This is a genomic window from Marinomonas algicola, from assembly GCF_014805825.1.
Classification (GTDB): domain Bacteria; phylum Pseudomonadota; class Gammaproteobacteria; order Pseudomonadales; family Marinomonadaceae; genus Marinomonas; species Marinomonas algicola.
In genome coordinates this window covers 1,857,821-1,876,810 of sequence record NZ_CP061941.1, presented here as the reverse complement: position 1 = coordinate 1,876,810, position 18,990 = coordinate 1,857,821, and the positions used below count along the sequence as shown (strand labels likewise).

The following is an 18,990-nucleotide window of genomic DNA, read 5'->3' as shown; positions in this document are numbered from 1 at the left end:
CTAACTTATTGAAACGAAGAGAATCTGTATGGACAGACTTACGGCCGCTAAAGTGTTTATCGATGTTGCTCATTCAAACAGTTTCACCGCAACCGCAGAAAAGTTAACTATGTCTAGACCCATGGTCACACGCTACATCGAAGCCATGGAGGATTGGTTAGGTACCCGGTTACTCCATCGAACTACGCGAAAAATATCACTTACTACAGCAGGAGAAGACGCTTTAAAAGAGATAGAAACATGGGTAAAACAAGCGGATCATATAGAGTCTTTAACCTCAGATTCTCATTCCTTATCTGGCTCCATTCGAATAACCACCAGTATGTCTTTTGGCGTTAACCAGCTATTGCCAGCTATTCAGGACTTCATGACACTTCACCCCAAAATCCAAATTAATATTGAATTAGAAGATTCTGTCACAGATATGACGGAGCAAAGTATCGATTTGGCGATTCGCATTTCATCCACCCCCCATCCATCACTCATAGGTAAGCCTATCGCAATTTGTCAATCTGTTCTGGTCGCTTCTCCTAAATACCTATCAAACCACTCAAAAATTATGACACCAAGTGATCTTAAACAGCACGACTGCTTAGGTTATAAAAACCATGAACGTTATGTCTGGAACCTCTCAAAAAAGGATCAATTCGAAGCCATAACCGTAAATTGTCGACTGAGTGCTAATGAAGCGACAGTCTTATTAAATGCCGCTTTAAACCATGCTGGACTGACTCTTCAGCCGACTTATCTTGCGAATACCTATATTAAAAGTGGCCAGTTAGAGGTTGTACTCCCCGACTGGAAGCCCAATGATTTAAAAATCTACGCCCTCTACTCGTCCAGAAAACATCTACTCCCCTCCGTACGCGCTTTGATTGACCATTTAGACCAATACTTTACTGCCCACCCCTGGTAGCGAATCGTTACAACCCAAGAATAAGCGTATCTGACTCCTTTGCAGACACAGCGCAACACAGACGCACTTCCCTACCCGATCACCGATGATGGAGACTGACGGTAAGGAATCTTACCTTGCGTAAGAATTCCTCTTTCACCCACCTAATCGTCATGTAACAGCCCGTATAAAAACTTTGATTGATTATTTTTGCGTCTATTACTCTTAGCAAAATATTCACTAAAATAAGACAAGTAGTGCGTTATTAGAAGTCTCCAGGAGCGCATTGTAGACAGGTCATACCTAAATTGCGCCATCCTTGAACGACGGCGTCTCTATCGTCTAGCACTAACCAAGGCTGGAAACCATCCCCATGAATTTTTTCCAACAACCTCTTTTTCACTTCCTCATCGGGCATGGCATCAGCATTATCTGGCCTTAAGTAGAGCCCATCATACGGGACATTATTCTTTTTCATCCACTCTATAGAGTGTTGCTTGTGAGACTCGGGGCGACCACTGCAAATTAAAATATTCTGTCCTTGCTGCTTAAGAATGGTGACTAAACGCAAAACATTTTCAATTACTGGCGCATCCTTCATATAATCAAAAAAAGGCTCCCAGTGCTTTTCAGCACCCAACACCCAATGAGAAACTTGAGCATGATCAAATTCAGCCAACGTTCCATCTAGGTCAACAATTACCGCATTCGGACTCATTTTACTTTTCCTTTATAGGGAGAAACAGACCAACCAAAGCCCTCTTGATCGGGGTTAAATGTGATAGGCGTTACATTACCGACTCTAGGACAATAAGGTGTGCCATTAATAATGTTGTTAAGTACTCGATACACGCCTGAATGGGCGATTATTAATGGCCATTCATGTTGGCTCAAAATGGTGTTTAGGGCTTTTACAACACGCATTTCAAAATCAGGCCAGGGTTCACCATTTGGCGGTGTGAGTTCGTAGGGCGTTTGCTGCAAAATACTGGCGCCTTCTAGATCACCCCAATTGCGCTCATTTAGCCCTTCATATGCGTTGTGTTGATAGTCCGGTAAAAGGTAAGACGCGGTTTCTTGAGTACGTTTCAATGTACTTGTACACACAGCACTCCATTCTACTCCTGACACAATACAGGACGCTTTTTGTGCTTGTAAAACACCTTCCTCACTAAGTTGGCTGTCTGTGAAACCACCAATCAATCCTGATTTGTTATAAACGCTTTGCGCATGCCGTACAAACACAAAAGGGGCTTTTGTTAGTGTCATATAATCATCTCCTTTAAATGAAGTTGAAGTGCTTTATGGCGCCCGTTTTTCTTTTTAGAAACCGAGTATCCTCGATCAACTTCTTGGCTGATCTGGGGCTGTTTCTGTGAGTTTTCCGCTTTATCTATGCCCTCGTAATAACCTTCTAAATAAGAGGCTGTAGTGATACAGTTTCCAAGTGCTTTTTGCCAAACAGAAAGGTCTTTAATGGCTTGAAACAAAGGTAAGCACAGTTGACATTGAAGTTGGTCAATGAGTTTTTTAAGATCGCGCTGACGTGGATGCACATTCCAGCGAACAAAGAAAGCATCACCTTTCTTAACAGAGTATTGAGCATGCTCAGGGAGATGGCCAGTATAGATGGGGATATAACGCTCAGGCTGCGCCAATAATTCTGACGCCTCACCACTCATGCCATCAGGGTCACCACAGAGTATTACTTTAGCACTTACATCAAAGGGCTTGCGACTAAGGCTAGATAAAACAGGAATCATGGCGTCACAAATCCCTTCTTTTGAACCTGACAATGCATTTTCAGGAGAAATGCAGTCAGCGGCTAGGCTCCAATTATGGTAACCCATTGAAGACAACCAACAGGCAATTTCTAAAGCCCTACCCGTTTGAGGAACGGGCATAAGCAACGCTTTCTCTTGCGTCAAAAACGTCTTTAATTTACGTTTACATTGCTCTAAAGTCTCATCGTAAAGACCGTAAGATGCATCTAACAAGGCAATTTCAGCTTCTGGTGGTGTTGTAAAAGCATAAAGCGTTGACTCCATACTAAAATCACCACTGTAAAAGATGCCGTTTCCAATATTGAAGTGAAGCCACACGCCTCCAAATGAATGGCCGGCTGATCCGGTCGTAACGGTAACGCCAGCCACAGTAATTGCACCACTAACAGGCAATATTTTATAGTTTAGTCCTGAAGGAAGTTGTTTTTGTACGGCCAAGGTCGCATAAACTGGAACTTGACTCAGTGTTTCCTGTTGAACCATTTCTCTTAATGCTCCCATGTGATCTTCATGGTCATGAGAAATAAAAATGGCGTCAAGGTTTGCTGGCATCTCCCAGCCCTTGTTCTCTCCCGCTTCTAATGCGCCACCAGCATCCAATAAAAATCTCACGGAGCGACCCCTTCCAGATGTAGAAAAAGTCAATAAAATAGCCGCGGCGGTTTTGCGACCCATTCCACTCAATACATCGATACTTATTTTCATGACTCCCCCTCCAAAGCCCATGCTTGTTTTATTCGAACAAACTTTTCGCCAGTTTCTTTTATGGGAAGATCACTATAGGCTAACAAAAATTGCCCATCAGCCAGGGTCAACTCGATGTCATATCGCTCTCCACGAAAAATACACGCTTGTACACGCACAGGTAGAGCATTAACGTCATCCGCCATAAATTGAATATCATTTGGTCGAACCAGCACAGAACTTGAATCCGTCGCGGAATCATGAGATTGTAAAATGCGATGTAAGGTTTCTGTATTGACGAACTGTAAGGGCTCAATGGGCGCCACCTTCAGCACGGACCCACGACCAATAAAATTAGCCAACCAAGCATTCTTTGGTGTGTTATACAATTCTTCCGGGGGAGCCCATTGAACTAACTGCCCTTTGTGTAATACGGCAATGTGATCAGCTAAGGACATCGCTTCCGATTGATCATGGGTAACGTAGACAATTGTAGCCTTAGTGCGCTTATGAAACGCCCTAAAAGTGTCTTCCATAGTGGCCCGTAAATGCCTATCTAAATTTGCCAAAGGCTCATCAAACAACACCACATCAGGCTCTGTCACCAAGCTCCGTGCGAGAGCCACACGTTGTCGCTGGCCACCACTCAACTGCGATGGCAAACGATCCGCATATTCATCTAATTCCACTACAGACAAGGCTTCTTTAATCCGTTGCTCTTTTTCCGCCCTTTTAATTTTTTGAATTTTTAACGGGTAGCCGACATTTTCAGCCACCGTCATATGTGGCCAAAGAGCATAGGATTGAAAAACCATGCCAAAGTTTCTTGCCTCTGTCGGCACGTGATGTTGTTCACTCGAAAGGCAGCATTCACCATGGCGAATTTCTCCTGAACTCACCGACTCAAAGCCAGCTAACATTCTTAAGATAGTCGATTTACCACAACCGCTTGGGCCTAATAACGCCACAAAAGAACCGGGCTCAATACTTAAGTTCAAATCATTAATGACACACTGCTCTGAAAAGTGTTTGCTCACGTTATGTAATGTTAATCGTGCCATGGAATGATTCCTTTTGGTAAACGTGGAGCTAGCAAGCTCAATAAAGCCATCAGTATCGCCACGAGTAAGACAACAAGTACTGATATCGCCGAGGCTAAAACACTGTCTCCACTTTCATCTAGATTAAATATCAACACCCCTAACGTCTCATTACCCGCACTCCATAAAAGCGCGGAAACGGTTAGTTCGTTAATTGAAATTAAGAAGACCAGTAGGCCACCGGCAAAAAAAGCAGGGGCGGTTAATGGCAAGACAATGTGCATTAATCTTTGTATAGAGTTGGCGCCCGCTAATTGAGCCGCTTCCTCAAGAGAAGCATCCAAAAGAGACATCGCCGTCATGACAGGCTTTAAACACACACTGAGAAAGCATGACAAATAGGCTAAAAATATGATCCCTAAGGTGCCATATAAACTCACATTAATAATAGGAAGTGGCTTAGCAAACAATAAGATAAAAGCAATCGCCAAGACAATTCCGGGTATTGCGTACGGCACTTCTATAAGACTAGCCACTACCGCTCTGACCCTCATCGGTAAGCGCATCAATAAATAGCCAAGTGGCAAACAAACCAACATAAGCACCATAGCGGTAAAAAAGGCCAACGTGCCGCTATTAGCAAAGGCTCTCGCTGTTGACCCTTGATTACTGACCATTTCAATATAGGCGTTTAATGTAAAGGTGTTACTGTTGAGCGGCATTCCAAGTGCTGGTACAAAAGAGCTGATAATCAAGCCAATTAAAGGAATCACTAAAATGAAGCTTAAGACCATTCCTAAAGCAAATTCAGTCGGCATTCTTGCCTTCTTAAGATCAAAGAATATTGGTTGCGCAGTATGGCCTATTAAAGCGAACTGACTTCGCTGTTGTAACCATTGTTGCATTAACATCCCAGCTAATACCAACAAGGCAATGATCATCGACAGCCCCGCTACTTCACTCAGAATATCCTCGCCAAAGCCCGCCATTTGTTGATAGATCAATGTTGGTAGTACCAAATAGTTAATTGGAATCCCAAGCATGGCAGGAATACCGAAATTGCCTAATGATGACACAAACGCCAATGCCGCCCCCGCGACCAAAGCACTTCGAGATAAAGGAACAATAATATCAACCCAGATACGAAACTGAGGCGCATTGGCCATTCTCGCCGCTTCGATCATATCTTGAGGCAGGCTCATTAACTGTGTGCGTAGCGCCAGAAAAACTAAAGGAGCGCTTTGAATGCCCAGCAACAGAGCAATGCCTTCTGCTGAATACATTGGGTTTGCACTGCCTAATTCAGGGGCTATGCCGAATGTATTTAATAATGGGCTGGCAGGACCAAACAATTGCAACCAACTTAAGGCCGTTACCTGAGGTGGAATCATCATGGGTAACATGAAGCAGAATACCCATAGAGGCCGGCGTCGTATATTCGTTAAAGACACTATAAAAGCAAACCCAGATCCTAGTAACACAGCAATCAATGTGCCCAGGCTCGAAGTATAGAAGCTGTTCTTTAGCGCTCTCCAAGTGCGTTCGCTGGTTAATACATCAGACAAAGGAGAAGAAGCCGTAAAACTGACGCTAGATACAGCTTCTGTTAATAACCTTAAGCTTGGTAGCAGGCTGATTAAAGCAATCAATAAGAATAAGAGTAAAGACAGCCAACGTAGCTGGCTGTCCGAAGTGCGAATGAGCATTTTCATTAACCTTCAAAAATCGCACTAAAACGCGCTTTATTCGCCGCATTATTCTCTAAGGTCTTAGCCGCATTAAATGGCATGAGTGTAATTTCAGCACGACTTGGGAAACCGTCTGGGACAGGCATATCACTACGCGCCGGTAAGTATCCCTGATCTAACACTAATTGCTGACCTTGCTTTGATAATACAAAATCAACAAATCGTTTTGCGGCCTCCTTGTTTTTTGAGCCTTTCATAATGGCAACTGGCTCAGTGACCATGCTCACGCCGGTTTTTGGAAAGATGAATTCGATAGGGGAACCTTTTTTGGCTTCTCTTATCGCTAAGAAATCCACAATCACACCATAAGGTTTTGAACCTGAAGATACCGCCTTTAAGACGCCCCCATTTCCACCTTGAGCCATCACTTTATTCGTATGCAACTGCTCATAATAGTGCCAACCTAGACCATTATCTTCTGTCAATGTCGCTAAATGAATCAACGCCGCACCAGAATACAAAGGGCTTGGCATAGCCACCTGATTTCTGTACTCAGCATGAGCCAAATCATGCCAATCCAATGGCCTTTCTGGCGCTCGACTATGACGAACAATTCCTGTAGTAATCAGTTTTGTTCCATAATAAAAGCCCTTCTCATTATACAGCGCTGGCTCATAATCCTTTTTAAATGGACTGTTGTAGGCATACAAATAATCATCAACAACCATAGACTCCATCGTAACGCTGTCGGCAATTAATAAAACATCTGGTTTAACCACACCACTGCTTAGCTCAGCACGTAGCTTGGTCATTAGTTTTGTCGTGCCATCGCGAACCCAATCGACTTTGATATCAGGATTTTGTTTTTCAAATGCGTCCACTGTCAGCTGAGCATCTTTATTTGGCTGGCTGGTATAAAGTGTTAAGGTTTCCATCGTCTGAGCGCTCAAAGGCAAAGTGAAAGAAACAGCAAGAAGTGTTGATAAACCATATTTAAGTTTCATTGTGAAATGCTCTTTGTTTGAAAGTGAGTGTTTAAGGTAAGACTCTACAATAGCGACTGAATTTGACATTAAAGTGACACGAAACTTTCGTTTAATTAAAAAACGCTTTCGCTTTAACGAATCTCTCTTTCGCGAGCGATTTACATAACATTAACAGGGCTTAGTATTATGAATAAACGACAACAGGACATTGTCCAATGGATTAACAAAAACGGTCGTAAGTCATTAAACGATGTTGCAGATGAATTTTCTGTTTCTGTGCAAACCATTCGTACGGATATCCGTCACTTAACCGAGCGAGGATTACTGCTTCGTAGTCACGGCGAAGTAGTGCCCTTTCCAAATAGACAAAATATTCGCTTTGATCAGCGCAGAATTCGCAATTTAGAAGGCAAACAACGTATTGCCGATCTGTGTATTACAAAAATAACGGATTACCAGTCTGTCTTCCTTGGAACAGGTTCCAGTGTCTCAGAAGTCGCCTCTAGACTAAATGAATTGAAAGGGTTGCAGGTTATGACCTGTAATTTGCATGCTGCACGCAATCTATGCGAACACCCAGATTGCGAATTAACCATCGCCGGAGGCCGTGTGCGTAAGCGCGATCAAGATGTCATTGGCGGGGATGCCGTACGCTTCTTTCAACGCTATCGAGCGGATGTCGGGATTTTCTCAGTGGCCGCGATCAATAAAGAGGGTGAGCTCTTTGATTTCACAGACGAGGATATCATGTCTTTAGAAACTTTGGTTGATAACGCTCATTATCGGATTTTACTGCTAGACAGCACAAAGTTTGACCTTGAGTCTCGTTGTGTTTGGAATCGTGTTAATAACTACCACTGCCTAATCACGGACGTAAAACCGTCCCAATTGTTACTCAGCAAGCTGCAGGCTCAAGGCATTGAAGTACTTTATTAATACATGATATCCCTCACGCTATAACCCTATTTCGATTTTGCCACGCCCTTATTCAAGCTGTTTCTTTCATAGGTGTTCTTCTAAACACGACTTAATGACATCCATCACTGTATTTACTCGTTGTGGTATACGGTTTGCACTCTGTGTCGCAATATAGAGCGTTTCTGTCACTGGATTCACTAATGGCTGAGCAGAGATAAGGTTTGAATGCGGAAAGCTCTCAACAGCATAACGTGGCAATACCGTAAAACCCAAGCCTAAACTTACGGGCTTTAAGATTAAATGAATTTGATTAGAGAAACCCTTTTTTTCAAATTCTCGTATATGTTTAAACTCTTGGTAGTTCGCACTTAATAAGACAGTAGCATGATGAGTTCCATCTGGGTGGTCGATGAATCCAAGCCTTTCTAAAGTCCGCCAATCGGGTGGCTGTCTTTGCGTATTAGCATCATCATTTACAATCGCTGGCATAACCAATAGTAAACTTTCTTGCCCTATTGGCCTACAAGACAGTCCACTTTCTGTTGGCACACTAGTTAACAACCCACAGTCAATGCGCTTATCAAGGAGAGCTTGCTCAATATCTACGTTTGGTCCAAATCGATAATCAATGATTAATTTTGGGTAACAGGCCTGTAGCTTTAAGAGATTTGGATAGAGTTTTAAACCTATGCTTCCTGGTGACATAATCCTAACCGTACCTTCATAAGCAGGATCAGATTTCACGTTAGTTTCTAGGTCAGTCAGAGCGTTAACTATTTTCTTCGCTTCTTTGTATAAATTCCTACCCGCCTCAGTTAACTCAAACGACTTTCCATCACGATCCAAGAGGTCTGTTCCAATCAACCCCTCTAGTTTTTTTATATGCTGACTGACACCGGATTGTGTCATATGAAGCTTTTCCGCTGTCCGTGTGAAGTGTCCATTTTCCACTAAAGTACAAAAGCTTCTTAACAAGACAGGACTGATCATAACAAAATTTACTCAAAATAATAAAAAAACATAATTTCCAATAATAACGAACTCTCCTTAATCTACAAGCTTAACGACTACAGGAGATCATGTTATGACTAATGTTTACCCAAGAACCTTTTCGCACATCGGAATTTCTGTTCCCGATTTAGATAAAGCCGTTGAATTTTACACTCAAGTTTTAGGCTGGTATCTGATTATGGAACCCACTCAAATCGAAGAAGACGGCAGTCCGATCGGTGAAATGTGTACCGATGTTTTTGGCGCCGGGTTGAATAGCTTTCGAATTGCTCACCTATCAACTGGAGACCGCATTGGCGTAGAACTCTTTCAATTCGTAAATCAAGAACAGCCTGAAAACAACTTTGAATACTGGAAAACGGGGGTGTTCCACTTTTGTGTGCAAGACCCAAATGTTGAAGAATTGGCTGAGCGTATTGTCGCCGCAGGGGGCAAAAAACGCATGCAAAAGCCTCGATATTACTATCCAGACAAAAAGCCTTATCGAATGATTTACATGGAAGATCCGTTTGGTAATATTCTAGAAATTTACAGTCACAGCTACGAATTAATATACAGTGAAGGGGCTTATTAAGTTCTAAAATACGTATTAATAATTGCGTAAGCTACGGCAATCACCTATGTAAATGGAAGGGACTCGTCATAGGTGATTTAACGCTTTCATACAGTATCTTCGGTATACCGCCACCAAACACAAAGCCAAAAGAATGCCAATGCTGTTGGCCACAAAATCTTGCCATTCTCCGTATCGATTGACATAGGGCTGAATAAGCTCAATCACCCCACCCCAGATAAAAATAAAGACGCTCATCTTTAGGAGCCGGTTAAATGACCCTAAACAACTGAGAAGCACCCAGGAGCCAAAACCAATAACATGATGCAGTTTGTCAGAGCCTGACACTGAAGGTAATTGGTCTATTGGTGTTAGCGTAGACACACTGATGGCGATAAACCCACACACAAAACCAAGGATTTGCCGTTGTTTGTAAAAAAATACCAATAGCGGATTAGTGATTAACATTAAAGCCCTACCAGATGAGTCATTTATTAGGGGGTGTAACGACTTCTATTTGAATGACTCAAAAAACAAGATAAATAGCCTAGAATAAAAAAAGGACAGTAAACGAGCAATAGGCAACCACTTGTTTACTGTAGAAAACTTAAATCACCGAAAGTGTAAATACATTACGCTTTTTTAACAAACGCCGATTTCAACATCATATCGCCAGCGCCATCTACTTTACAATCAATGTCATGATCACCGTCTACAAAACGCTTAATTGTGGCTTTTGTGCCAATTTTAAGCACGGTGGACGTCCCTTTTACTTTCAAATCTTTTATTAACGTCACCTTATCACCTTCCGCAAGTAAGGTACCGTTTGAATCCTTCAGAATCAATGTATCGTCCTCTTCTTCAGTCACTTCATTAGGGTTCCATTCATGAGCGCATTCTGGGCAGATCAACATTTCTTGATCTTGATACACATATTCTGACTCACATTTTGGACAATTTGGAAGACTCATGGTTACCTCTCAGATAAAGTACGGATAATTTTCGATCGAATTATAACTTAAACATAATAAAATTATCATCACATGATAATGTTTTTATAACCTATTCTTCGCTTCCTTCACTAGGAATCGACAGACGATTTGGCATCACCTTCCAGTGTTAAGAAATCAACCTCGTGCTGCTCGAGATAACGTCTTATAAGTTGACGAGTTACTTGGGACGGCGTTAAGTCTTGCGATGCACACAGTTGTTCAAAGGCTTTTTTCTTACGAGGATCAAGCAAGACGGTAAATCGAGCTGTTTTATTTTCCATTGGTTTACTCCACGGCTTAGAGATTATCATTTGATTGTAATGTCTAAGGTTTTTTTTAGACACACCTTAATGTAAAAGGTTATTCATTGGACCCATAGACATGTTGTATTTTGACAAGGGTCAAACCTATTTTTTGATAAAACAAATGTGCCTCGCTTCGGTCTGAATGACAGCGCACCCTTAATTTTACACCCTGCTCTTTTGATGCCTTTGAAGCCGCCTCTACCAATTGACGGGCAACACCTTGCTTTCTGGCTTTTGGATCGACGATCAAACCTGCTATTTCATAAAATCGTTCTGACGCCAATCGATTCGCACAAAACACATGAATCCAGCCTAAGACATGGCCTTTACTTTCAAATACATAAACGTCATCCAGTGGTGATTCTAATAAATACTCTAACCTTTGCGTGGCAACATTAAGAGGCGCTTGTTCATAGCCTAAATGCAATGACAGTTCGTTAATTTCGATCACATCCTGTAAATTTGCTAATCGAACTTTAGACATCATTTACTCCTAATTATTTTTAATAATTACGACACACACTTATCCTTTAAGCACGGTAAGTCCTATAATTTCAGGCAAAAATGCATCAAGCACCCCACAAAAAATGCATTATTACTTGAGCAAGCATCTTATCCCAGATAAAGTCACGACTCCATTTATAGAGACAGATATTTAATTGAGTACAACTTATTATGTCAAAAATCATTTTATTAATTGCAATCGTCGCCATCGGTTTCTTTCTTTTCAACAAAAGTAAGAAGAACAAAGAATTAGCCATTGAAAATGTCAAAGCTGGCGACGCTTTTTTAGAAGAAAATAAACAGAACGTCGATGTGCACACAACAGACTCTGGTTTACAATATAAAGTACTTCAAGAGGGATCTGGGGACATACACCCTAAGGCAACAGACACAGTAAAAGTTCACTATCATGGCACCTTAATCGATGGACGCATATTCGATAGTTCAGTTGACAGAGGCGAACCTATTTCATTTGGGTTAAATCAAGTCATTGCCGGCTGGACCGAGGGTGTACAACTAATGGTGGTAGGCGAAAAGCGTCGCTTTTACATACCAAGCACTCTGGCCTACGGAAACAGTTCTACTGGAATGATTACAGCCGGTTCTACTCTGATTTTTGATGTTGAACTGCTAGCGATAAACCCTTAACTAAGACTTACTGTCTCTTAAAAAATCATACATTGTTACTTTATTTCTAACAGTAGACACTACTTTATGAAAATCAGAATAACGTAGTGTCTACTGACTTATGAGTAATAACACGTAATATCTTTGGTTTAAGCACAGACTTGTTTCTTGCTAAGGTAGAGTTTCCTTATCCCTCTCGCTAAAAGGCTTTATTCTGGCAACATCATCCGCTAGCATCCTTAATAAAACCAAGCCATGACACCTTCTTCCTTTCCTTTTTTTAGATACGACAATGGACGCTAATATGCCTAATGATTCTCTCGAAAAATTAACTCAAGCGGCAAACAGTTACAAAACAATCTTAAACTCCATGGAAGAATGGGTTGTTATCGTCGATCATCAGGCAAAAATATTCTTTATTAATCGACCTTATGCGCGTTTTTTAGGTGTTAAAGCTGACGATGTAAAAGGTAAGAAAGTGACTGATGTTATTGAAAACACTCGGATGCATATTACGGTACAAACAGGTAAAGCAGAGCGACTTTCATTCCAAAAAATCCTTGGCAGCAATATGATAGCCAGTCGCTTTCCAATCGTTTCCCAGGGGGGCATTATTGGTGCTGTTGGGACAGTCATTTTCCATGACACACATGAATGGAAACAAATTAACAGCCATATAAAAGCCTTACTTGCAGAACAAGATTTTTTTCAGCAAAAAGCACTCTCCGCGGATAAGATTAAAAATGGTGCTAGCTTTCATTTAAACGATATTATTGGCGACAGCCAAGTTATGAAATCCCTAAGTACAAAAGTGACGCAAGTGGCATCCGGTGATGTGACCGTATTGATTCGTGGAGAATCCGGGACGGGGAAAGAACTCTACGCGCATGCAATCCATCAACTTTCTGACAGAGCGGATTATCCTTTTATTAAGGTAAACTGTGCGGCTATTCCTGAAAATTTATTAGAAAGTGAACTCTTTGGCTATGAAGAAGGCGCCTTTACTGGAGCCAAAAAGGGGGGCAAAGCCGGCAAATTTCAATTGGCTAATGGGGGCACCTTGTTTCTGGATGAAATTGGTGATTTGCCACGCTCAATGCAAGCCAAATTGCTCAGAGTATTACAAGACAGGGAAGTAGAATCTGTCGGTGGCATAAAAGCCACCCCACTCAACATAAGACTGGTAACAGCGACCCACAGGCCACTGGAATCCTTGATTGAAAGTGGTGATTTTAGGGAAGACTTATATTACAGGATTAACGTTGTCTCATTGACACTCCCCCCCTTAAGAGAAAGGAGAGAAGACATACCAAAGCTGGCTGACTTTTTCTTGCAAAAATTATCGCGACGAACAGGGCGTAGAGCACCAAAACTAACCGTTCAAGCCTTAACCGCTATGTTAGCTTACAATTGGCCTGGAAATATTCGTGAATTAGAAAATGTAATGGAAGCGGCTTTTTATACCAGTAATGAGCGCAAGATTCCTCTGTCATTATTGCCATCTCAACTGGCATCAGAAACGAGTGATTACCAAACAAACCCAACTCAACCCCTTACGAACTTGAAACAAGGGACCTTAAAAGAGCAGCTAAATGAAGCGGAACGAAGCATTATTCAAGCCGCCCTTCTTGAATGCGCAGACAACAGAACGAGAACGGCTAAAAAACTTGGCATAAGTAAATCCACTTTCTATGAAAAACTCGATAAGCATGGATTGAGTTAACCAAATGGTCGAATAAAAACTTAAAATCACCGTCTAACTGTCCGATAAAAAAAACATAGACCGATTTTTCGGACAGATATTTTCTCAATAAATCGATAAACCGTCCGAAATTTCGGAATTTTTTCTTTTGCATTATTTAAAAAAAACAACATAAACCATAACCAATTGTTTTTTATCATTTTATTTTTTTTGGCATTGTTTTTGATAGATAAACTCTGCACTGTATTTTCTATTGCCTACATGGAATAAATATAAAACACACAACAAGAATAATAGGACAGTAACCATGAAAAAAGTATTAATGACGGCCTCTTGCTTAACAGCTATCACTCTCTCTATGCCTAGTCATGCTGACTTTGATAAAATTCGCTGGCAAGTTCCGATGGCATTCTCTTCTTCTTTAGTTGCTTTAGGTGACACCATGCCTGAAGTCTCTAAAATGCTAGATGAGACCAGCGGCGGCCGAGTTAAACTGCAAGTATTTGAACCAGGGACCTTAATTCCAGCCCTGAGTATTTTTGATAACGTTAGTTCAGGAAATATTTCAGCAGGTTATTCTTGGATGGGGTATGAATGGGGACAAGTACCCGCAGCCGCACTTTTTGGCGCAACTCCTTTTGGCCTTGAATCAAACGAATTTACGGCTTGGATGTATTATCACGGCGGCGATAAAATGCTCAAAGAGCTATTCAAGCCATACGATGTTTATCCTATCTTATGTGGCACAATCAGCCCTGAAGCCGCAGGTTGGTATCGTAAGGAAATTAAGTCAGTAGAAGACATGAACGGGTTAAAATTCCGAGCGGCCGGTATCGGCGGTGAAATCATGACTGAATTTGGTATGTCCGTAAATGTCTTCCCTGGTGGTGAACTGTATCAAGCTCTTGAAACAGGTGTTCTAGATGGTACTGAGTTCTCTATTCCAACAGTAGACGAGCAATTAGGTTTCTATCAAGTCGCCAAACATTATTACTTACCAGGCTGGCATCAACCGTCTACTAACCAATTCCTCTATATCAACCTAAATGAATGGAATGATCTTAATAAGCAAACGCAATCTCTGATTGAAAATTCCTGCGTCGCCGCAAATACATTATCAATCGCTAAATCTGAAGCGCTACAAGGTGGAGTTCTGGCTAAATTTAAAGAAAAAGGGGTAGAGTTGCATCAATATTCCCCTGAAATTTTATCCGCTTTTGAAACCGCTACGGATAAAGTTATGGCTCGTCGTTCTGCAGGCGATGAAACCTTTGCAAAAATCTATGCGTCTATGAAAGACTTCCAAAAAGAAAACAGCGCCTGGAAAAACTACGGTTATTTACCACGTGATTGGAATACTAAATAGTCTTCATTCTTTAAAACCCAATTAAGTGTGTCGGCACAGTAAGTGCCGACGTTTTCCACAAGGTGATCCATCACCAAGGGCTTAAAGGAGAAATGCATGTCCCATTCTAACCCTCAACTTGATTTAGCCAAGATTGAAGCCAAGCTATCGCACTCCAATCTAAATAAATTACCCCATACTAGATTGTCACTTTTTTTAGAAAAGTGTATTGAAGGTGTGGGCAGACTTACCTCTTGGTTATGGCTTTTTTTAATGCTGCTAATCGTTGGCAATGCGTTAATGCGCTATTTTTTCAACACCAATTTTGTGGCATTAGAAGAACTGCAATGGCACCTGTATGCCGTTGGATTTATGCTTGGATTATCCTATTGCTTTATTCACGACGGTCACGTTCGTGTAGATGCTATGGCGGAACATTGGTCTATGAAAACGCGAGTTTGGATAGAAATTATTGGCTTATCCGTCTTACTATTGCCTTTTTGTTTTGTCGTTTTTGAATACGCACTTCCATTCGTACAGCGCGCCTATCGACTCAATGAAGTTTCTCCATCGTTTGGCGGTCTGTCAATGAGATGGATCATAAAATCCTTTATCTTGCTTGCGATCGCCCTACTTGTTATCGCGGCTGTATCTCGTTGTTTGCGCTGCATTGCCTATCTTAAAGGCGCTCGAGCACTCTCATCCACTTCATCTGAAGATTTATAAGCAGGGGAATACTGTGTTAGAAACATATGAGTTTTTAGTCATTGCCATGCTTGGCAGTTTTATTTTATTAATTTTCACAGGCTTTCCTGTTGCCTGGATTCTTGCAGGTCTTTCAATCGTATTTAGTGTTATTGGTATTTTATCTTCTGAGTACCTTGATTGGGATACCTATTACATGACGGACTGGCGTATTTACGGCACCATAGTTCAACGTATTTACGCTCAAATGAGTAACTGGGTGTTAGTCGCCCTCCCCATGTTTATCTTTATGGGTCTGATGCTTGAACGCTCAGGGGTGGCTGAAAAATTAATGGTAAACTTTGTTAATTTGTTTGGTCGTTTTCGTGGTGGCCTCGGTGTTGCCGTTATCTTAATAGGTATTTTGTTTGCCGCCTCCACTGGCATCGTTGGCGCCTCTGTCGTGTTACTGGCCATGCTTTCTATGCCCGTGATGTTGGAACAAAAATACTCGCCATCTTTTGCCAGCGGTATTGTTGCGTCTTCAGGTACCTTAGGTATTCTAATCCCTCCAAGCATCATGCTTATCATTATGGCGGATCAATTATCCTTGTCAGTGGGTAACTTGTTTATGGGCGCCTTAATGCCAGGGTTATTACTGGGGTCTTTGTATATTATTTACGTCATTTTGGCCGCGATATTTAATCCGAAGGTATGCCAACCTCCTAAAGATTTACCGCCGATTACAGGCGCATTAATTTGGTCAACCTTAACCGCCGTTCTACCACCTCTAGGTTTAATACTTGCGGTATTAGGGTCCATTTTCATGGGCATTGTATCCCCAACAGAAGCCGCTGGCGTTGGCGCATTTGGAGCCACTCTTTTAGCCATTGGTAATAAACGCTTTAATCTGAAAGTCTTATCTGAAGTCTGCCGCAAAACCACCATCACAACAGCCTTTGTGTTTGGGATTTTTCTTGGTGCGACCGCCTTTGCTGTGGTACTCAGAACGTTAGGAGGGGACGAATTCATTAGCGAGTTGCTTCATGGAATCCCATTGTCGCCAACAGGCATTATCATTGTTATTTTACTGATCACCTTTGTCGCGGGCTTTTTCTTAGATTGGTTAGAAATAAGCTTGATCTTATTACCTCTTGTTGGACCCGTAGTCGTCGCATTAGGCTTTGACCTTGTTTGGTTTGTCATCCTCTTCGCTTTAGCGTTGCAAACCTCTTTTTTAACGCCTCCGGTTGGCTTTTCATTGTTTTATTTAAAAGGAGTAGCGCCTCCAAGTGTGACCACCATGCATATTTATAAAGGTGTCATTCCTTTTATTTTATTGCAGCTATTCGCTGTGCTCTTAGTATTCGTTTTTCCAGATCTTGTGCTCTGGTTACCCGAAGTGATTTACGGCTAGATATAGCACCCGCTGTTTGGAGAAATTGAAATGAAGAAAAAAACCGTACTGATCACAGGAGCGGCAAGTGGCATTGGTCTGGAAATCGCGCAAGCCTTTCTAAAAGCTAACATGAATGTAGCCATATTGGATTTCAGCGAAGAAGCGATTACAACCGCAAGATTAACGCTAGTGGACTATGCAAACTGTTGTGATTTCTTTATTTGTGACGTAACGGAAGAAATCGCCTTTATGAATGCGATAGAGGCGGCCATGGCTCGGTTTGGGCACATAGACGTGCTGATTAACAATGCGGGATTACAGCATGTGGCTCCCATTGAGGACTTTCCTGCTAGCACATACCGTAAGCTGATTGATATTATGTTGATTGCGCCTTTTTTAGCCATAAAAAAAGTACTGCCTTCTATGAAAGAAAAAGGAGAGGGTCGAATTATCAACATGGCCTCAATCAATGGTTTAATCGGTTTTGCAGGAAAAGCGGGATATAACTCCGCCAAACATGGTGTGATTGGATTAACCAAGGTAACCGCATTAGAAACAGCGCCTTTTGGCATTACTGTCAACGCGCTATGCCCTGGGTACGTCGATACGCCTTTAGTACGAAACCAGCTACAGGATTTGGCCAAAACACGCAATGTCGCATTAGAAAATGTATTAGAAGAAGTGATTTGGCCACTCGTACCACAACGAAGATTATTAACCGTAGATGAAATTTCGGATTACTGCTTATTTCTTTGCAGCCCTTCCGCAAGAGGTGTCACTGGCCAAGCCATTGTTATTGACGGTGGGTATACAGCGCAATAACCCATAAAAAGCCGATTAGACATCCACCTAATCGGCTTTTTAACAGCATGAACCCTTTTGATCATTTACTGTCAGACTGTCATTAACGTTAATGCTCTACACTGTTTGCGAAGGAGGAAAACCAAAGAAGCGCTTATATTCACGACTGAATTGAGAAAAGCTGTTGTAACCTACTTGATAACTGGCCTCATTCGCCTGCATTCCTTGTTTTAACAAGATTTGAGCTTTTTGCAGCTTGATGGATTTTATATACTGCATTGGCGATACGTGCATGAGCTTTTTAAAAGCATTGAAAAAAGACGTCTTGCTCATATTGGCAATGCTCGCCAGCTCTTCGACTTGAATGCTCGCATTCACATTACCATGAATAAAACTCACCGCTCTCGAAACCGGCTGAATGTGTCCATACTGACTCAATAATTGACGTAATGCATAGCCATGTTCGCTGGTCAGTAATCGATAATAAATTTCGTCCATGACAAACTCCCCTAAGATAGCCGCATCAGTCGTGTTGCTTCCCACTTTAATAAGTCGAATAAAAAGATCAATCAAGTCATCACTGGCCTGACCGACAATGATGCAGGAGGCATTCTCAGGTTCTGTGTTGATCGCACTTTTCTCTTGTCGCTCAATACGAGTAATCATATCGGCTAATTTCACCAAATTTATACTCATAACCGCAGATAAAAAAGGCGTTTCTTTTGAGGCAGATGTCACCTCAGCACTAACCGGAATAGGCAAAAAATTAATAAAGTAATCACCTTCTTTATACAGAAAAGCCGACTCCCCTACACTGCATACTTTTTCGCCTTGTCCCATCATACAAATAAGCGGTTCATAGAGAACCGGCGTACGTGCTTGGGGGCAACTCCATTGCAACACACCAACACCTTCTATTTCTAAAGGCGTGACGCCTTCATGTTGAATATTTTGTTTAATTAACCATTTGAGTTCATCTATTTTATTCAACACCGATCACCCTCTGCTGCTTCTCGTATTTCTACTTGTATAGAACGTCATTTTACAGAATCAGAACACATACTACGAAATG

General features: G+C 41.7%; 21 protein-coding genes. 9 read left to right on the top strand and 12 right to left on the bottom strand.

Annotated elements, in window-relative coordinates; all coding sequences use genetic code 11:
- Nucleotides 1–28: 28 nt before the first annotated feature.
- Nucleotides 29–916 carry a LysR family transcriptional regulator gene (locus IEZ33_RS08535; RefSeq protein ID WP_191603232.1) on the top strand — a complete coding sequence of 296 codons (888 nt, stop codon included), beginning with the start codon at nt 29–31 and terminating at the stop codon, nt 914–916.
- 244 nt (nt 917–1,160) lie between these two features.
- Here IEZ33_RS08535 and IEZ33_RS08530 read toward each other — a convergent pair whose 3' ends face one another.
- The 6 genes from IEZ33_RS08530 to IEZ33_RS08505 are packed head-to-tail and all read right to left on the bottom strand — an operon-like array spanning nt 1,161 to nt 7,095.
- Entirely contained in the window at nt 1,161–1,613 is a 453-nt protein-coding gene (locus IEZ33_RS08530; RefSeq protein ID WP_191603231.1) for a phosphatase domain-containing protein, read from the bottom strand.
- Entirely contained in the window at nt 1,610–2,164 is a 555-nt protein-coding gene (locus IEZ33_RS08525; protein WP_191603230.1) for a histidine phosphatase family protein, read from the bottom strand. The genes IEZ33_RS08530 and IEZ33_RS08525 overlap by 4 nt, the downstream gene beginning before the upstream one ends.
- Nucleotides 2,161–3,384: an MBL fold metallo-hydrolase gene (locus IEZ33_RS08520; protein WP_191603229.1), complete on the bottom strand. Its 1,224-nt coding sequence runs from the start codon at nt 3,382–3,384 to the stop codon at nt 2,161–2,163. The genes IEZ33_RS08525 and IEZ33_RS08520 overlap by 4 nt, the downstream gene beginning before the upstream one ends.
- Complete coding sequence (locus IEZ33_RS08515) at nt 3,381–4,424, bottom strand: ABC transporter ATP-binding protein (RefSeq protein ID WP_191603228.1); 1,044 nt, start codon at nt 4,422–4,424, stop codon at nt 3,381–3,383. Before IEZ33_RS08515 ends, IEZ33_RS08520 begins: the two co-directional genes overlap by 4 nt.
- Nucleotides 4,412–6,109, bottom strand: coding sequence for an ABC transporter permease (locus tag IEZ33_RS08510; RefSeq protein ID WP_191603227.1), 1,698 nt, complete (start codon nt 6,107–6,109; stop codon nt 4,412–4,414). The genes IEZ33_RS08515 and IEZ33_RS08510 overlap by 13 nt, the downstream gene beginning before the upstream one ends.
- A 5-nt stretch (nt 6,110–6,114) precedes the next feature.
- The gene (locus IEZ33_RS08505) at nt 6,115–7,095 is read right to left on the bottom strand and encodes an ABC transporter substrate-binding protein (RefSeq protein ID WP_191603226.1); all 981 of its coding nucleotides are present in this window, start codon (nt 7,093–7,095) and stop codon (nt 6,115–6,117) included.
- Nucleotides 7,096–7,263: 168 nt separating this feature from the next.
- Between IEZ33_RS08505 and IEZ33_RS08500 the strand changes: the two genes are divergently transcribed.
- Complete coding sequence (locus IEZ33_RS08500; RefSeq protein WP_191603225.1) at nt 7,264–8,013, top strand: DeoR/GlpR family DNA-binding transcription regulator; 750 nt, start codon at nt 7,264–7,266, stop codon at nt 8,011–8,013.
- 66 nt (nt 8,014–8,079) lie between these two features.
- Here IEZ33_RS08500 and IEZ33_RS08495 read toward each other — a convergent pair whose 3' ends face one another.
- Complete coding sequence (locus IEZ33_RS08495; protein ID WP_191603224.1) at nt 8,080–8,985, bottom strand: LysR family transcriptional regulator; 906 nt, start codon at nt 8,983–8,985, stop codon at nt 8,080–8,082.
- A gap of 94 nt (nt 8,986–9,079) precedes the next feature.
- Here IEZ33_RS08495 and IEZ33_RS08490 point away from each other — a divergent pair, with 94 nt between their 5' ends.
- Entirely contained in the window at nt 9,080–9,580 is a 501-nt protein-coding gene (locus IEZ33_RS08490) for a lactoylglutathione lyase family protein (protein ID WP_191603223.1), read from the top strand.
- Nucleotides 9,581–9,646: 66 nt separating this feature from the next.
- On the opposite strand, the gene IEZ33_RS08485 is transcribed toward IEZ33_RS08490, so the two are convergent.
- From IEZ33_RS08485 to IEZ33_RS08470, 4 genes are all read right to left on the bottom strand, one after another.
- Nucleotides 9,647–10,027 carry a VanZ family protein gene (locus tag IEZ33_RS08485; RefSeq protein ID WP_191603222.1) on the bottom strand — a complete coding sequence of 127 codons (381 nt, stop codon included), beginning with the start codon at nt 10,025–10,027 and terminating at the stop codon, nt 9,647–9,649.
- 164 nt (nt 10,028–10,191) lie between these two features.
- Entirely contained in the window at nt 10,192–10,530 is a 339-nt protein-coding gene (locus IEZ33_RS08480; protein WP_191603221.1) for a zinc ribbon domain-containing protein YjdM, read from the bottom strand.
- Between the two features lie 110 nt (nt 10,531–10,640).
- Nucleotides 10,641–10,832, bottom strand: coding sequence for a CopG family transcriptional regulator (locus IEZ33_RS08475; protein ID WP_191603220.1), 192 nt, complete (start codon nt 10,830–10,832; stop codon nt 10,641–10,643).
- Between the two features lie 79 nt (nt 10,833–10,911).
- Entirely contained in the window at nt 10,912–11,343 is a 432-nt protein-coding gene (locus IEZ33_RS08470; RefSeq protein ID WP_191603219.1) for a GNAT family N-acetyltransferase, read from the bottom strand.
- Between the two features lie 188 nt (nt 11,344–11,531).
- On the opposite strand from IEZ33_RS08470, the gene IEZ33_RS08465 reads away from it, so the two are divergent.
- From IEZ33_RS08465 to IEZ33_RS08440, 6 genes are all read left to right on the top strand, one after another.
- Nucleotides 11,532–12,008, top strand: coding sequence for a BamJ family beta-barrel-assembly machinery protein (locus IEZ33_RS08465; protein ID WP_191603218.1), 477 nt, complete (start codon nt 11,532–11,534; stop codon nt 12,006–12,008).
- Between the two features lie 283 nt (nt 12,009–12,291).
- Complete coding sequence (locus IEZ33_RS08460; protein ID WP_191603217.1) at nt 12,292–13,710, top strand: sigma-54 interaction domain-containing protein; 1,419 nt, start codon at nt 12,292–12,294, stop codon at nt 13,708–13,710.
- Nucleotides 13,711–13,996: 286 nt separating this feature from the next.
- A complete protein-coding gene (locus IEZ33_RS08455; protein ID WP_191603216.1) occupies nt 13,997–15,055 on the top strand; it encodes a TRAP transporter substrate-binding protein in 1,059 nt (352 codons plus the stop codon).
- A 96-nt stretch (nt 15,056–15,151) separates the two neighbouring features.
- Nucleotides 15,152–15,760 (top strand): TRAP transporter small permease subunit, encoded by a 609-nt coding sequence (locus tag IEZ33_RS08450; protein ID WP_191603215.1) that lies wholly within the window; start codon nt 15,152–15,154, stop codon nt 15,758–15,760.
- Nucleotides 15,761–15,806: 46 nt separating this feature from the next.
- The gene (locus tag IEZ33_RS08445) at nt 15,807–17,135 is read left to right on the top strand and encodes a TRAP transporter large permease (protein WP_191603589.1); all 1,329 of its coding nucleotides are present in this window, start codon (nt 15,807–15,809) and stop codon (nt 17,133–17,135) included.
- Nucleotides 17,136–17,165: 30 nt separating this feature from the next.
- On the top strand, nt 17,166–17,939 hold the full coding sequence (locus IEZ33_RS08440; protein WP_191603214.1) for a 3-hydroxybutyrate dehydrogenase: 774 nt from the start codon (nt 17,166–17,168) through the stop codon (nt 17,937–17,939).
- A 96-nt stretch (nt 17,940–18,035) separates the two neighbouring features.
- On the opposite strand, the gene IEZ33_RS08435 is transcribed toward IEZ33_RS08440, so the two are convergent.
- A complete protein-coding gene (locus IEZ33_RS08435; protein ID WP_191603213.1) occupies nt 18,036–18,911 on the bottom strand; it encodes an AraC family transcriptional regulator in 876 nt (291 codons plus the stop codon).
- Nucleotides 18,912–18,990 lie beyond the last annotated feature (79 nt).